This window comes from Bradyrhizobium sp. AS23.2, from assembly GCF_001908185.1.
Taxonomy (GTDB): domain Bacteria; phylum Pseudomonadota; class Alphaproteobacteria; order Rhizobiales; family Xanthobacteraceae; genus Bradyrhizobium.
On sequence record NZ_LGHM01000035.1, the window covers coordinates 46,477 to 60,255 of the forward strand.

Sequence of the window (13,779 nt, forward strand, 5' to 3'; positions counted from 1 at the left end):
GCCTTGAGCGCGAGTTCATCGCGCTCAAGGTTTCCGGATCATGTTCGGAGGGAGCCGCGCGGAGCGAGCTCGGTCTGCGACCCAAACCAGTTCATGATCCAGCGATACACCCACGGGATCGGGATGATGAAGGCGCACAGGATCGCGGCCACGATGCCGCGCCAGAGAATCTCTAGACCGCTGCCGTTGAAAAGGATTTCGCGCCTTGTGCCTTCGACGCTGCGGCAGAACCAGCGCATCTGGGCCGCGGCGACCCAGGCCCAGCCGATGATGGTGATGATCGAGATCGCGAACAGCAGATTCCAGCCGACATAGGCCCAGACCGAGCCGGTGAAGCTGAGACCGAGCGGCTGCCCGTTGGAAGCGAGGTTCGCAACCATCCATTTGATCAGGAGCCAGTAGAGAACGATCTGCGCGATGAACAGCAGGTTGCTCAGCAACTGGCTGCCGATGAGGCTGATGGCGATCGCCAGAACGATGAAGCCGAAAAACCAGGGCACCAGCGCCATCGCATTGCCGGTGAAGCTGAGATTGGGCCGCCCCGGGACCTTCACGCAGGGCACGATCCATTTCGTGTACCAGACGAACACCCACGGCACCGGGATGATGAAGCACATGCCGATCAGCATCACGATGCTACGCCAGGTGAACTCGAGGATGCCGAAATCGACCGAAATCGATCCTCCGCTGCCGCCGGCATAGCCACCGGCGGCCATCATCGGCGGGCCGCCGGCCGGGATCATCGGGGGCGCACCGCCGCCGCTGATCAGGCCGGGGATTTCGGCGGCCTTCTGCCAGCCGGCCATGCCCTCGGACCACACCAGCGTTTCCGGGCGTACAATTCCCTGGGCGACGAGGTCACGGAATTGCCCTTCCTGATAGGGCCCCTGTTGTTTACCCTCGGATGCGTAGAACCAACTCGCCATGAAGCGTCCCCCTCAAACATACTTATGTACCGGCCGGGACACTTGGGTTCACTGCATCCATGCCAAAAATGCATTGTGAAGGATGAACGGATGCCCTGCACAGAGGCGGCCGTTCACATGGCCAAACGTTTTTCCGCTTCAATCTGCAAGTTTTTTATGCCATTTGCCCGTAAAGATGCCAGATTGACGCAGCGCCGGGGACATACGGCGAGGCGCATCCCCGGGGAATAGGCCTGACCATGAAACTCGTCGTCGCGATCATCAAACCCTTCAAGCTCGATGAAGTCCGCCAGGCGCTGACGGCGATCGGCGTCCACGGCATGACTGTGACCGAGGTGAAGGGCTATGGCCGCCAGAAGGGCCACACCGAGATCTATCGCGGCGCCGAATATGTCGTGAACTTCCTGCCGAAGCTGCGCATCGAGATCGCGGTTGCCTCCGACATCGCCGACAAGGCCGTCGCCGTGATCACCGCCTCCGCGCGCACCGGGCAGATCGGCGACGGCAAGATCTTCGTCACGCCGATCGACCACGCCCTGCGCATCCGCACCGGCGAAACCGACAGCGACGCGCTCTAAAATCTTCTTCGATCGCACCGGGCAACGACGCCCCGGCGCGCGACGCAATCACTGTGCTGGGGGAAACGACATGGCGGGATTGTTGCGGCGCGTAGCCGCTATGGCTGCGCCGGTCGGATTTGTGTCCGTCATGGCTTCACCGGCGCATGCCGCAGCATCCGAGATCAGCGCCGCCGACACCGCCTGGATGATCGTCGCCACCGCGCTGGTGCTGATGATGACGATCCCTGGGCTTGCGCTGTTCTATTCCGGCATGGTGCGCAAGAAGAACGTGCTCGCGACAATGGCGCAGAGCCTCGCGGCAGTGACACTGATCTCCATCCTCTGGGTTGCTTTCGGCTATTCGCTCTGTTTCGTCGGCGATGGCCCGTGGATCGGTTCGCTCGATCGCTGGTTCCTGACCGGCATGACCATGGACAGCGTCAATCCGGCGGCGAAGACGATCCCGGAATCGCTGTTCATGCTTTATCAGATGACGTTTGCGATCATCACGGTGGCGCTGGTCGCGGGCTCGGTCGCTGACCGGATGCGGTTCTCCGCCTATCTCTTGTTCTCGGTCGCCTGGTTCATCTTCGTCTACATTCCGCTGGCGCATTGGGTGTGGGGCGGCGGTTTCCTCGCCAGGGCGGGCGTGCTGGATTTCTCCGGCGGCCTTGTCGTGCATCTGTCGGCCGGCACCGGGGGCCTCGTCGCGGCCAAGGTGATGGGGCGCCGTCATGGCTACGGCACCGAAAATCTCTCGCCGTTCGATCTCTCGCTCGCGGTGATGGGCACGGGCCTGTTGTGGGTCGGCTGGTTCGGCTTCAACGGCGGCTCGGCCGGCGCAGCCAATTCGCGCGCGGTGATGGCGATTATCGCGACGCATCTTGCGGCCTGCTCCGGCGCCGTGACCTGGGGCGCGATCGAATGGTCGACCCGCCGCAAGCCCTCGGTGCTAGGCATGATCTCGGGCGCGGTCGCCGGCCTCGGCACCATCACGCCCGCCTCGGGCTTCGTGGCACCCTGGCATGGTATCGTCATCGGCGTGATTGCGGGCCTCGTTTGCTACTGGGCCTGCACTTGGCTCAAGCACCGCTTCAACTATGACGACTCGCTCGACGTATTCGGCGTCCACGGCATCGGCGGCCTGACCGGCACCCTGCTCGCGGGCGTGTTCGCAACCAGTGCCATCGGCGGGACAGCCGGCCTGCTCGAAGGCCACCCGCAGCAGCTGCTGGCCCAGTTCTATGGGGTCGCCGTCACCTTCATCTGGTCGGTTGGGGTGAGCTTCATCCTGCTCAAGCTGGTCGCCCTGTTCGTTCCGCTGCGCGTATCCCGCGAGCACGAGCTCGAGGGGCTCGATATCTCGCAGCACGGCGAAGCCCTGCAATAAGCGACTACACTACATAGTTACCTTCTGGCTGCCCGGCACATGAGCAACATTGTGTCGGCAGCCTGTCGTGCTCGCATTTTGAGCAGATATGGTCACGTTTTGAGCGCGGCGTATTAGCGCACTGCAGCGCAATACACGTCGAACGCGAAAACACCCGTTTTCATAGCCCGTTAGGTAACACGCCCGATCTGGCACGGCATTTGATTCTAAGGGTCCCGGCTGTGCCCGCGTAGTGAAACTTCTCCCTCGTGGCGAACCAGTCGAGAAACGCCCGGCCACGTCCGGACCGGGCCCAAGCGGGGATAGGACCCATGAAAATTGTTATGGCGATAATCAAGCCATTCAAGCTGGAAGAAGTCCGTGACGCCCTGACCGCCATTGGCGTTCACGGTCTCACGGTGACGGAAGTCAAGGGATACGGCCGCCAGAAAGGCCATACGGAAATCTATCGCGGCGCGGAATATGCCGTGAGCTTCCTGCCCAAGATCAAGATTGAGGTCGCTGTCGGCTCCGAGCAGGTCGACAAGACCATCGATGCCATCACGTCCGCCGCGAAAACCGGACAGATCGGCGACGGCAAGATCTTCGTCATCAACCTCGACCACGCGGTTCGCATCCGCACCGGCGAGGCCGATGCCGCGGCCCTTTGATTTCGCGCTCAACCAGAATCCAATCAGGAGTGAATGAAATGACGTTCAAGCGTCCCTATGGCGCGGGACTGGCGGCCCTCGCAGTCGGCATGTTCGCTGCGACCGCGGCCTACGCCGAGCCAACGGTCAACAAGGGAGACAACGCCTGGATGCTGACATCGACAGTGCTCGTGCTGTTGATGACGATCCCGGGTCTCGCGCTGTTCTACGGCGGCCTCGTCCGCTCCAAGAACATGCTCTCCGTTCTGATGCAGGTCTTCTACACCGTCTGCGTCGTCACCGTGATCTGGGCCGTGTATGGCTACAGCCTCGCCTTCACCGGCGGCTCCGACTTCATCGGCGGCTTCTCCAAGGCCTTCATGATGGGCGTCACCACCGACTCGAAGGCCGCGACCTTCTCGGTCGACGCCAACATCTCGGAGCTCGTCTATGTGTGCTTCCAGATGACCTTCGCGGCAATCACGCCCGCCCTCATCGTCGGCGCCTTCGCCGAGCGCATGAAGTTCTCGGCGATCGCTCTTTTCATCCCGCTCTGGGTGACGCTGATCTACTTCCCGATTGCGCACATGGTCTGGTACTGGCCCGGCCCGGACGCGATCCAGGATGCGGCCAAGGCTCTGGCTGCTGCGGGTGATGCGGCGGCGAAGACCGCGGCGCAGACCAAGCTCGACGAGATCAACGCCGACGCCGGCTGGATCTTCAAGAAGGGCGCGATCGACTTCGCGGGCGGTACCGTGGTGCACATCAACGCCGGTATCGCAGGTCTCGTCGGCGCTCTCCTGATCGGCAAGCGCGTCGGCTACGGCAAGGAGCTGATGGCTCCGCACTCGCTGACCATGTCGATGATCGGCGCCTCGCTGCTCTGGGTTGGCTGGTTCGGCTTTAACGCCGGCTCCAACCTCGAAGCCAACGGCGGCGCGGCGCTCGCGATGACCAACTCCTTCGTCGCCACCGCAGCCGCCGCGCTGTCGTGGATGTTCGCGGAATGGATCGTGAAGGGTCACCCGTCGGTGCTCGGCGTCATCTCCGGCGCTGTCGCGGGTCTCGTGGCGGTCACGCCTGCCGCCGGCTTCTCCGGTGTCATGGGTGCGATCGTCCTCGGCCTCGTGGTCGGCGTGGTCTGCCTGTTCTTCTGCACCGTCGTGAAGAACGCGCTCGGCTACGATGACTCCCTCGACGTGTTCGGCGTGCACTGCGTCGGCGGCATCGTCGGCGCCCTCGGCACCGGCATTCTGGTCAATCCGGCTCTCGGCGGCGCGGGCATCATCGACTACACCGCGATCCCGCCCAAAGTTGCCGATTATGACTTCGCGGCGCAGATGCTCTCCCAGATCGAGGCCGTCTGCACCACGCTGGTGTGGTCGGGCGTCGGCTCGGCGATCCTCTACAAGGTGGTCGATGTGATCGTTGGCCTCCGCGCCAATATCGAGAGCGAGCGTGAAGGCCTCGACATCACCGAGCACACCGAGCGCGCCTACAACATGTAACTTTCCTCCCGGGCGCGATCTCTTCGGGGATCGCGCCCACAACTACGGTTTGGGCACATACCCGGCAATGCCCCGACCGTTGAGGGGCTCCAGCGCAAGTTGGAGCCCCTTTCTTTTTGCAGGATTCTTTTTGACTGCGCGCCAAAGAAAAGGATTGCCATTACAGATTGCCAGCGCAGAAATATCGACCACAACAAACAACAATCGGGAGGTCGTCATGCGTTTGGAAGGCGGATGCTATTGCGGTGAAGTTCGCTACGTGGCCGAGGGGGATCCGATGATGCAGGCCCAGTGTCATTGCCGCGAGTGCCAGTACATCACGGGCGGCGCGCCCAACACCTTCATCGCGATGCCGGCGGCCGGCTTCACCTATATCACCGGACAGCCCAAGCAGTTCACACGCAAGGACCTCGCACGCGCGGTCACACGCGAATTCTGCGCCGAATGCGGCACCCACCTCGTGACCAGGGTCCCGGGCCTCCCAGCAACGATCCTGAAGGTCGGCACGCTGGACGATCCGGCGCAGTTCCATCCGCAAATGGCGATCTACACCTGCGACAAACAGGAATTCCACACCATCCCCGCGGGCATAGCGACATTCGAGAAACTGCCGGGCCGTTAGGGCACCAGCAACCGGCGGACGAACGATTTTGACTGCGAAGCGCTCGTCCGCCCCGACCGCACCCGGCGCGATGCCGACAGCAAGACGCGCACGTCCTTCAGTCCGACGGACAACGCTGCGCCACGAATTGCCCCATGTGGCTGCGCCGGAACCACGATGCCACATCAATATTGGCGCATCCCGTTGTTATCCGGCCTAATTATTCCGTTCTGGACGGACCGGCCCGCCGATGGTTAATCGCGTCTTAACCTCGCCCTATCTATGGTGAACTGAACCGCTTCCCGCCGGCGCCTTCGTGCCGGCAGTTCCAAGAGTGCTGGCGCCCAACGAATGGCTATGACCGCTTCATCCCTCGCGCCGCAGGGCGGTGGAAGCTCCGATAATGAACGCTCGCCCTTCATCCGGCTGAACGAGCTGCTGGCGCCGCATCAGCCCGGTAAGCCATTGATTACGCTTGCGGTCGGCGAGCCCCAGCATCCCGTGCCCGATTTCGTCGGCCCGGTGCTGGCCAAGCACATCGCCGATTTCGGCCGCTATCCTCTCGGCAAGGGCATCGAGCCGTTCCGCAAGGCCGCCGGCGCCTGGTTGTCGTCGCGCTTCAAGCTGCCGCGGCCGCTGGATCCCGAGAGCGAGATTCTCGTCCTCAATGGCAGCCGCGAGGGGCTGTTCTTCGCCGCGATCACGGCCGCGCGCTATGTCGGCCCGCGCCCCGGCAAGCCCGCCATCCTGATGCCGAACCCGTTCTATCCGGTCTATGGGGCTGGCGCGCGCGCGGCGGCTTGCGAGCCGGTCTATCTGCCGACCACGGTCGAAAATGGCTTCCTGCCCGATCTCGATGCCATCGACGAGGCGACGCTGGCACGCACGGTGGCGTTCTATCTGGCGTCACCCGCCAATCCGCAGGGCTCGGTCGCCTCGCCCGACTATTTCAAGCGATTGAAGCGGCTCGCCGATCGCTACGGCTTCGTGATCCTCAGCGACGAGTGCTATTCGGAGATCTACACCCGCGAGGCGCCAGGCAGCGCGCTCGAATGCGCCGGACCCGACTTCACCCGCGTGGTTGCATTCCAGTCGCTGTCGAAGCGCTCCAACCTTCCGGGCATGCGCGTCGGCTTCGCCGCCGGCGACAAGAAATTCATCAACATGTTCCTCGAGCTGCGCAACGTCGCGGCTCCCCAGGTGCCGACGGCGCTCCAGCATGTCGCGACCGTTGCTTACAGCGACGAGGCGCATGTCGAGGAGAACCGCAGGCTCTACCGCATCAAGTTCGATCTCGCCGACCAGATCATCGGTAACCGTTACGGCTATCGCCGGCCCGACGCCGGCTTCTGTGTCTGGCTCAATACGTCCGAGATCGGCGACGACGTGTCCGTAACCCTGAGACTCTTCAAGGAAGCAGGCGTGCGCGTGGTGCCCGGCAGCTATCTGGCGCGGCTCCAACCCGACGGCTTCAATCCCGGCGCAGGCTATATCCGCCTTGCGCTGGTGCAGGACGGTGAGACCACGGCGCAAGCGCTGCACCGGGTGGTCGAGACTCTGGGTTAGGCGAGGCCCATGAGCATGTCGGCAATCGAACGTGTCATTCCCCTGGTCGGCCATCTGCCGCCCTCGATCCGCGAGGGGCTGGCGCGGCGTATGCGCGAGCTCACCGGTCTCGGCCTGATCACGCTGTCGGGCGTCGCCTCGGCGGCGCTGATGACCTGGTCGGTGCAGGATCCCAGCCTCAGCCACGCGACCTCGCGGCCGATCCGCAACATTCTCGGTTATGCCGGCGCAATCGGCGCCGACCTCGCGATGCAGATCCTCGGGCTCGGCGCGATCATGCTGATCCTGACGGTCGCGGTCTGGGGCTGGCGCATGATGACCCACCGCCCGTTCGACCGCGAGGCGCTGCGGCTCGGCGCCTGGATTCTCTGCACCGTGATCGCGGCAGGCTTCGTGAGCTGCTGGCCGCACGGCGGCGCCTGGCCGCTGCCAACCGGCCTCGGCGGCGTGGTCGGCGATGCCCTCGTGCGGGCCCCCGCGGTGATCTTCGGACCGCCCGGCATGATCTATCGCATGGTGCTCGGCGTCATCCTGTTTGTCGCGATGGCCGCGACCTTCCTGATCGCCTGCGGCCTCGGCGCACGCGAGCACGACGAAGAGCTCGCCGAGATCGAGGATGACGACAAGCCGCTCGACGAAGACGAGGAGAGCGATCGCGGCTCGGTGTCGCTGGGCTGGCTGTTCCACGCATTGATGAGCACCAAGGCGCGGCTGATCTGGCTGCTCGGCGCCGCTTACCGCGCGCTGGTCTCGAGCGGACCGAAGACCAAGGCCGCTGCGTTCAGCCGCCAGGAGCCGAACCTCGGCGGCGGCCGCACCGCCCCCCTCGATCTCGCCGCAGTCGGAAGACGAAGACTACGAGGACGAGCACGAAGAAGAAGTGGAAGACGAGGAAGACGAGGAAGAGGAGGAGCCGGCCGCGCGCACCCCGCGCAAGAAGGCCGCGCCGAAAGCCGCTTCCAAGAAATCCTCCAACAAGTTCGATCTTCCCTCCGTCTCAATGCTGGCCGCACCGAAGGCCGGCGATCGCCAGCCGCTCAGCAAGGCCGAGCTGGAAACCAATTCGCGTTCGCTCGAAGGCGTGCTGCAGGACTTCGGTGTGCGCGGCGAGATCGTGAAGGCCAATCCGGGCCCCGTGGTCACGCTGTATGAGCTGGAGCCGGCGCCCGGCATCAAGTCCTCGCGCGTGATTGGCCTCGCCGACGACATCGCCCGCTCGATGAGCGCGCTATCGGCGCGCGTCGCGGTCGTGCCCGGACGCAACGCGATCGGCATCGAGCTGCCGAACGCCCATCGCGAGAAGGTTTACCTGCGCGAATTGCTGGTGGCGAAGGAGGCCACCGAGTCGGTTGCCAAGCTACCGCTCTGCCTCGGCAAGACCATCGGCGGCGATCCCGTCATCATCGACCTCGCGCGCACGCCGCACATGCTGATCGCCGGCACCACCGGCTCCGGCAAATCGGTCGCCATCAACACCATGATCCTCAGCCTGGTCTACAGGCTGCGCCCGGACCAGTGCCGGCTCATCATGGTCGATCCGAAGATGCTCGAACTCTCCGTCTATGACGGCATTCCCCATCTGCTCACGCCCGTCGTGACCGACCCGAAGAAGGCGGTGGTTGCGCTGAAATGGGCCGTGCGCGAGATGGAAGAGCGCTACAAGAACATGGCCAAGCTCGGTGTGCGCAACATCGACGGCTACAACGCGCGCCTGCTCGAAGTGAAAGCCAAGGGCGAAGAGCCGACGCGCACGGTGCATACCGGCTTCGACAAGGAGACCGGCAAGGCGATCTACGAGGAAGAGAAGCTCTCGCTGGAGCCGCTGCCCTTCATCGTCATCATCGTCGACGAAATGGCCGACCTGATGATGGTCGCCGGCAAGGACATCGAAGGCGCGGTGCAGCGCCTCGCACAGATGGCGCGCGCCGCGGGCCTGCATGTGATCCTCGCGACGCAGCGTCCGTCGGTCGACGTCATCACCGGCACCATCAAGGCCAACTTCCCGACCCGCATCGCCTTCCAGGTCACCTCGAAGATCGACAGCCGCACGATCCTCGGCGAGATGGGCGCCGAGCAGCTGCTCGGCCAGGGCGACATGCTCTACATGGCCGGTGGCGGCCGCATCAGCCGCGTGCACGGACCTTTCGCGTCGGACGAGGAAGTCGAGAAGGTGGTGCGCCACCTCAAGACGCAGGGACAGCCGGAATATCTCGAAGCCGTCACGGCCGAAGAGCCCACCGAGGACGAGGACGGCGCGGTGTTCGACGCCACCGGCATGGGTGCGGATGGCGGCGGCGACCTGTTCTCGCAGGCGGTCGCCATCGTCAAACGCGACCGCAAGGCCTCGACCAGCTACATCCAGCGCCGCCTGCAAATCGGCTACAACCGCGCCGCATCGCTGATGGAACGCATGGAACTGGAAGGCATCGTCGGACCCGCCAACCACGCCGGCAAGCGCGAGATTCTGGTCGAGGAAGAAGACAGCCATATGTGAGGCGAGGGGCCTCTAAACATAATTTCACGCAAAATCGATATCTGCTTTTGCCCGAAATCACGGTAAAAGGGCGCCCAACCACACAGGACGACCCGTTGATCAGAGATCCGGACATTCGATTCGCTGCCACCATCGCTACGCGAAGCGCGCGCATGGCCGTCGTGCTTCTCGTCACCGCCGCGATGGTAACCGCTGCGTCGGTCGCGCAGACCGTGCCGGTGCCGAAGCCCGCGCCGAAGGGCCGCGACGGTGGGGCGTCCGCCGGCGGGCCCGCTGTCACCGGCGCAACGCAGACACCGCCGAATCCGATCATCCCGGATCCGCGCCGCAACGTGCCGAGCAGTATCTTCCAGACTTTCGATGCCAACCAGAAGGCGCAGGCGGCCAAGGTCAGCGCCTATCTCTCTTCCCTTCAGACGTTGGTCGGGAATTTCGTCCAGGTCGGCCCCGACGGCAGCAAGACGCAAGGCGATTTCTACATCCAGAAGCCAGGCAAGGTGCGCTTCGAATATGACGCGCCGAGCCCGATCGACATCGTCGCCGACGGATCGTCGCTGGTGGTGCGCGACCGCAAGCTCGCGACGCAGGATGTCTATCCGCTATCGCAGACGCCGCTGCGCTTCCTGCTGTCCGACCGCATCGACCTGATGAAGGACACCAACGTCGTCAACGTCTCGGCCGACGACCTCTTCGTCAGCGTCACCATCGAGGAGAAGCAGGCGCTGGTCGGCACCAGCCGGCTCTTGCTGATGTTCGGCGCCAAGGACGGCCAATTGAAACAGTGGACCGTCACCGACCCGCAGGGCTACGACACCACGATCGCGGTCTACAATCTGGACTCGAGCAAGAAGCTCGATCCCAGCATGTTCAAGATCGACTTCACCAACTACGGCCCGTCGCCGGGCTAGGCGCGATCTCGCGTCCCGGACGCGGTGCAGCGCCGTAAGCGCGTTCACGCGCGTCTGTGACGCGCTATGGCTGTGCGGCGCAGAGCCGGGACCCAGAATGTCGCACGATGGGCCCCGGCTCTGCAGCGCGTCACTTCGTGCAGCGCAGCATCCGGGGCACGAGAGCAAGCCGTAGGGTGGGCAAAGCGGAGCTTGCCCACCATTGCTCCCAAGCATGAAAAGACGGTGGGCACGGCGCTCTGCGCCTTTGCCCACCCTACGAGAGCTTGCTAAGACGCACCCCTCATGCGTCTTTCCCTGACAACCTGGAACATCAATTCGGTGCGGCTGCGCATCGACCTTGTCGCGAAATTTCTCAAGAGCACGCGGCCGGACGTGCTGTGCCTGCAGGAGACCAAGTGCATCGACGACGCCTTTCCGCTGAAGCGATTCAAGCGGCTCGGCTACGAGCACGTCGCGCTGAACGGGCAGAAGGGCTATCACGGCGTCGCCATCGTCTCGAAGATTCCGTTCGAGTCAAAGGACATCCGCACCTTCTGCGACAAGATCGATTCGCGCCATATCTCGGTGTCGTTCGGCGAAAAGGCCAACATCGCAAGGCCGCTGGTGCTGCATAATTTCTACGTTCCCGCCGGTGGCGACATTCCCGACCCGGCGCTGAACGAAAAATTCGATCACAAGCTTCGCTTCCTCGACGAAATGAAAGCCTGCGAGCCGTTGCATCCGCGCGGTGAGGATCGCCACATCCTGGTCGGCGATCTCAACGTCGCCCCGCACGAGAACGACGTGTGGTCGCACAAGCAGCTTCTGAAGGTGGTCTCGCACACGCCGATCGAAACCGAGAAGCTCAAGGCGGCGCTCGATGCCGGCGAATGGGTCGACGTTGCACGCGAGCGCATCCCGATGTCGGAGAAGGTCTACACGTGGTGGAGCTACCGGTCCGCCGACTGGACCGTCGGCGACCGCGGCCGCAGGCTCGATCACATCTGGGTTTCGCGCGCGCTGAAGGATGCGGTCAGTGATTTCAAGATCCTGCGCGACGCGCGGAGCTGGGAGCGACCGTCGGACCACGTCCCGGTGACGGTGACGCTGGAGGTTTGATCGTCGTCAGCCATGATTGAGGACCTCATCCTGAGGAGCGCGCCTGCGCGCGTCCCGGAGGATGGCCGCGGGCGAAAGCCGGGCCTTCATGGTTCGAGACGGCACTGACGCGCCTCCTCACCATGAGGATCGTTCACGACGTCAGCTTCGTCCCCGCCATCAGGATATCGCTGGCGATCTGGCTGGAGCGAACCGCGAATTCGTCGCGGAGGCGAAGCGCGGCGGCGGGGTCGCTTTCGAGCACGCGCTGAAACAGGCTGCGCGCGACGCGGATGACGGTGGAGGGCTCCAGCGCGATCGCGCTCGACGGCCGCTTCATCGGCACGACCAGCGCGAGCTCGCCGATCAGTGCGCCGGGACCTGCGATCATTTCGGCGCCGGCGCCGTCTTCGACCCGGAAGGCGCCGCGCTGGACGACGAAGCCGGCATCGGCGTTATCGCCGAGATTGAACAGCACGTCGCCGCGGACGAAGTCACGCTGCTCGGAACCGATCGCCAGCATGCGCAACGAGGCGTCTCCCAACAGGCGCAGTGTCGGGACACGCTCGAGAATCGCTACGTCGTCGTCGATTGACATTCCGGTCCGAGGCCTAGGGAACGCGCGATTTTACGACGAATCGCGCGTTTCCGGAACGTATCACGGCACCAGCTTGTAGCCACCGGCTTCCGTCACCAGGATTTCCGGGTTGGCGGCATCCTTCTCGATCTTCTGGCGAAGGCGGTAGATGTGGGTTTCCAGCGTGTGGGTGGTGACGCCGGAATTGTAGCCCCAGACCTCCTGGAGCAGGGTCTCGCGCGACACCGGCATCTGGCCGGCCCGGTAGAGGAAGCGGAGGATGGCGGTTTCCTTCTCCGTCAGCCGTACCTTGCGCGCATTGGCCGCGGTCAGCATCTTCGAGCCCGGACGGAAGCTATAAGGGCCGACCGAGAACACTGCGTCCTCGCTGGCCTCGTGCTGGCGAAGCTGGGCGCGGATGCGGGCCAGCAACACGGCGAAACGGAAGGGCTTTGCCACATAGTCGTTGGCGCCGGATTCCAGCCCCAAAATCGTGTCGGAATCGGTGTCATGCCCGGTGAGCATGATGATCGGAGCCTTGAAGCCGCCCTTGCGCAGGGAGCGGACAACCTCACGGCCGTCGGTGTCGGGCAGCCCTACATCCATCAGGACGAGATCGGGAGAATTGGCCTTTGCAGCGCTTGCGCCCTTGGCGCCGGTATCGACGGCGGAGGCTTCAAATTCTTCGTGCAGCGATAATTGCTCCACCAACGTATCGCGCAGATCGGTATCGTCATCCACGATCAGGATCTTGCGGGCATTGGCCATAGGGTATCATCCTTTTGGGTCCGGCTCGGCGCGCATGCATGCCGCACCCAGCCGCGAGGGGAAGTTAGGGGTCGCCGTTATTATTGTTATTCGTGTTGAAGTAGTGGGCTGTTACCGATTCACAAGCCAGAACCACTCTAACCCAGAATAGCTGGGCGTTTTGATGAATGTCCTGTAATGAATTCGACATTGCACGTTCACATGAAAAACAAAGCTGCTTCAGCTAGTTACACCAGGAATCGAAGCTCCGGACCGCTTTCGGCGATCCGCGTCAGGCCTGCCGCGGGTAATCCGCGCCGGGGCTGGCTGACGGCCGGACACCTGACGATACCGGTGGCGCTGGGGCGCGGCGGCATCCTGGCGAACAAGCGCGAGGGCGATGGCGGCACGCCAAGGGGCAGCTACCGGCCGCGGCAACTGTGGTGGAGGGGCGACCGGCACAGCCGCCCGGGGACTTTTCTGCCCGCCCGGGTCATCGGCAACGCGGACGCCTGGTGCGAAGACCCCGGAGATCGCCATTACAATCAGCCCATCCGGCTCGGACGGGAGCAGGGCGGCGACCGGCTCAAGCGGGCCGACCATCTCTATGACTTCATCATCGAAATCGACCACAACACCAGGCCGCGAATCGCCGGCCGCGGCAGCGCGGTGTTTTTGCACCTGGCCCGCGACAATTTCGGGCCGACCGCGGGCTGCGTCTCCATGACGAAATCTGCGATGCTGCAATTGCTGCGGCGGCTGGGACCACGAACAAAAATCATCATCGGGTGAG

The 13,779-nt window shown here is 63.8% G+C and carries 12 protein-coding genes and 1 pseudogene; 10 read left to right on the plus strand and 3 right to left on the minus strand.

From position 1 onward, the window contains the following. Window positions 1-38: 38 nt before the first annotated feature. Entirely contained in the window at window positions 39-926 is an 888-nt protein-coding gene (locus tag AC630_RS07930) for a DUF4339 domain-containing protein (protein ID WP_074117936.1), read from the minus strand. 239 nt (window positions 927-1,165) lie between these two features. On the opposite strand from AC630_RS07930, the gene AC630_RS07935 reads away from it, so the two are divergent. From AC630_RS07935 to xth, 9 genes and pseudogenes are all read left to right on the plus strand, one after another. Beyond that, window positions 1,166-1,504: a P-II family nitrogen regulator gene (locus AC630_RS07935; RefSeq protein WP_074117937.1), complete on the plus strand. Its 339-nt coding sequence runs from the start codon at window positions 1,166-1,168 to the stop codon at window positions 1,502-1,504. Between the two features lie 70 nt (window positions 1,505-1,574). Beyond that, the gene (locus tag AC630_RS07940) at window positions 1,575-2,876 is read left to right on the plus strand and encodes an ammonium transporter (RefSeq protein ID WP_074117938.1); all 1,302 of its coding nucleotides are present in this window, start codon (window positions 1,575-1,577) and stop codon (window positions 2,874-2,876) included. Window positions 2,877-3,187: 311 nt separating this feature from the next. After that, window positions 3,188-3,526, plus strand: a complete 339-nt coding sequence (locus AC630_RS07945; RefSeq protein ID WP_074117939.1) for a P-II family nitrogen regulator — start codon at window positions 3,188-3,190, stop codon at window positions 3,524-3,526. Between the two features lie 38 nt (window positions 3,527-3,564). Beyond that, window positions 3,565-5,013: an ammonium transporter gene (locus AC630_RS07950; protein WP_074117940.1), complete on the plus strand. Its 1,449-nt coding sequence runs from the start codon at window positions 3,565-3,567 to the stop codon at window positions 5,011-5,013. A gap of 217 nt (window positions 5,014-5,230) precedes the next feature. Further along, window positions 5,231-5,635 carry a GFA family protein gene (locus tag AC630_RS07955; RefSeq protein ID WP_074117941.1) on the plus strand — a complete coding sequence of 135 codons (405 nt, stop codon included), beginning with the start codon at window positions 5,231-5,233 and terminating at the stop codon, window positions 5,633-5,635. 330 nt (window positions 5,636-5,965) lie between these two features. Continuing rightward, window positions 5,966-7,180: an aminotransferase class I/II-fold pyridoxal phosphate-dependent enzyme gene (locus tag AC630_RS07960; RefSeq protein WP_074117942.1), complete on the plus strand. Its 1,215-nt coding sequence runs from the start codon at window positions 5,966-5,968 to the stop codon at window positions 7,178-7,180. 9 nt (window positions 7,181-7,189) lie between these two features. Further along, a pseudogene (locus AC630_RS07965) lies at window positions 7,190-9,674 on the plus strand (DNA translocase FtsK). Between the two features lie 152 nt (window positions 9,675-9,826). After that, window positions 9,827-10,582: an outer membrane lipoprotein carrier protein LolA gene (locus AC630_RS07970; protein ID WP_074117943.1), complete on the plus strand. Its 756-nt coding sequence runs from the start codon at window positions 9,827-9,829 to the stop codon at window positions 10,580-10,582. A gap of 285 nt (window positions 10,583-10,867) precedes the next feature. Next, complete coding sequence (gene xth / locus AC630_RS07975) at window positions 10,868-11,683, plus strand: exodeoxyribonuclease III (protein ID WP_074117944.1); 816 nt, start codon at window positions 10,868-10,870, stop codon at window positions 11,681-11,683. Between the two features lie 133 nt (window positions 11,684-11,816). Here xth and AC630_RS07980 read toward each other — a convergent pair whose 3' ends face one another. Together AC630_RS07980 and AC630_RS07985 are read right to left on the minus strand one after the other, a co-directional pair. Further along, window positions 11,817-12,260 (minus strand): Crp/Fnr family transcriptional regulator, encoded by a 444-nt coding sequence (locus AC630_RS07980; protein ID WP_074117945.1) that lies wholly within the window; start codon window positions 12,258-12,260, stop codon window positions 11,817-11,819. 60 nt (window positions 12,261-12,320) lie between these two features. Then, window positions 12,321-13,007 (minus strand): response regulator transcription factor, encoded by a 687-nt coding sequence (locus AC630_RS07985; protein WP_008142830.1) that lies wholly within the window; start codon window positions 13,005-13,007, stop codon window positions 12,321-12,323. Between the two features lie 201 nt (window positions 13,008-13,208). Between AC630_RS07985 and AC630_RS07990 the strand changes: the two genes are divergently transcribed. Beyond that, the gene (locus AC630_RS07990; RefSeq protein WP_074117946.1) at window positions 13,209-13,778 is read left to right on the plus strand and encodes a L,D-transpeptidase family protein; all 570 of its coding nucleotides are present in this window, start codon (window positions 13,209-13,211) and stop codon (window positions 13,776-13,778) included. The last annotated feature ends 1 nt before the right edge of the window (window position 13,779 follow it).

Coding starts and splice junctions, on each gene's coding strand:
- AC630_RS07930 (WP_074117936.1), bottom strand. CDS start 926: ATGGCGAGTTGGTTCTACGCATCCGAGGGTAAACAACAGGGGCCCTAT.
- AC630_RS07935 (WP_074117937.1), top strand. CDS start 1,166: ATGAAACTCGTCGTCGCGATCATCAAACCCTTCAAGCTCGATGAAGTC.
- AC630_RS07940 (WP_074117938.1), top strand. CDS start 1,575: ATGGCGGGATTGTTGCGGCGCGTAGCCGCTATGGCTGCGCCGGTCGGA.
- AC630_RS07945 (WP_074117939.1), top strand. CDS start 3,188: ATGAAAATTGTTATGGCGATAATCAAGCCATTCAAGCTGGAAGAAGTC.
- AC630_RS07950 (WP_074117940.1), top strand. CDS start 3,565: ATGACGTTCAAGCGTCCCTATGGCGCGGGACTGGCGGCCCTCGCAGTC.
- AC630_RS07955 (WP_074117941.1), top strand. CDS start 5,231: ATGCGTTTGGAAGGCGGATGCTATTGCGGTGAAGTTCGCTACGTGGCC.
- AC630_RS07960 (WP_074117942.1), top strand. CDS start 5,966: ATGGCTATGACCGCTTCATCCCTCGCGCCGCAGGGCGGTGGAAGCTCC.
- AC630_RS07970 (WP_074117943.1), top strand. CDS start 9,827: ATGGCCGTCGTGCTTCTCGTCACCGCCGCGATGGTAACCGCTGCGTCG.
- xth (WP_074117944.1), top strand. CDS start 10,868: ATGCGTCTTTCCCTGACAACCTGGAACATCAATTCGGTGCGGCTGCGC.
- AC630_RS07980 (WP_074117945.1), bottom strand. CDS start 12,260: ATGTCAATCGACGACGACGTAGCGATTCTCGAGCGTGTCCCGACACTG.
- AC630_RS07985 (WP_008142830.1), bottom strand. CDS start 13,007: ATGGCCAATGCCCGCAAGATCCTGATCGTGGATGACGATACCGATCTG.
- AC630_RS07990 (WP_074117946.1), top strand. CDS start 13,209: ATGAAAAACAAAGCTGCTTCAGCTAGTTACACCAGGAATCGAAGCTCC.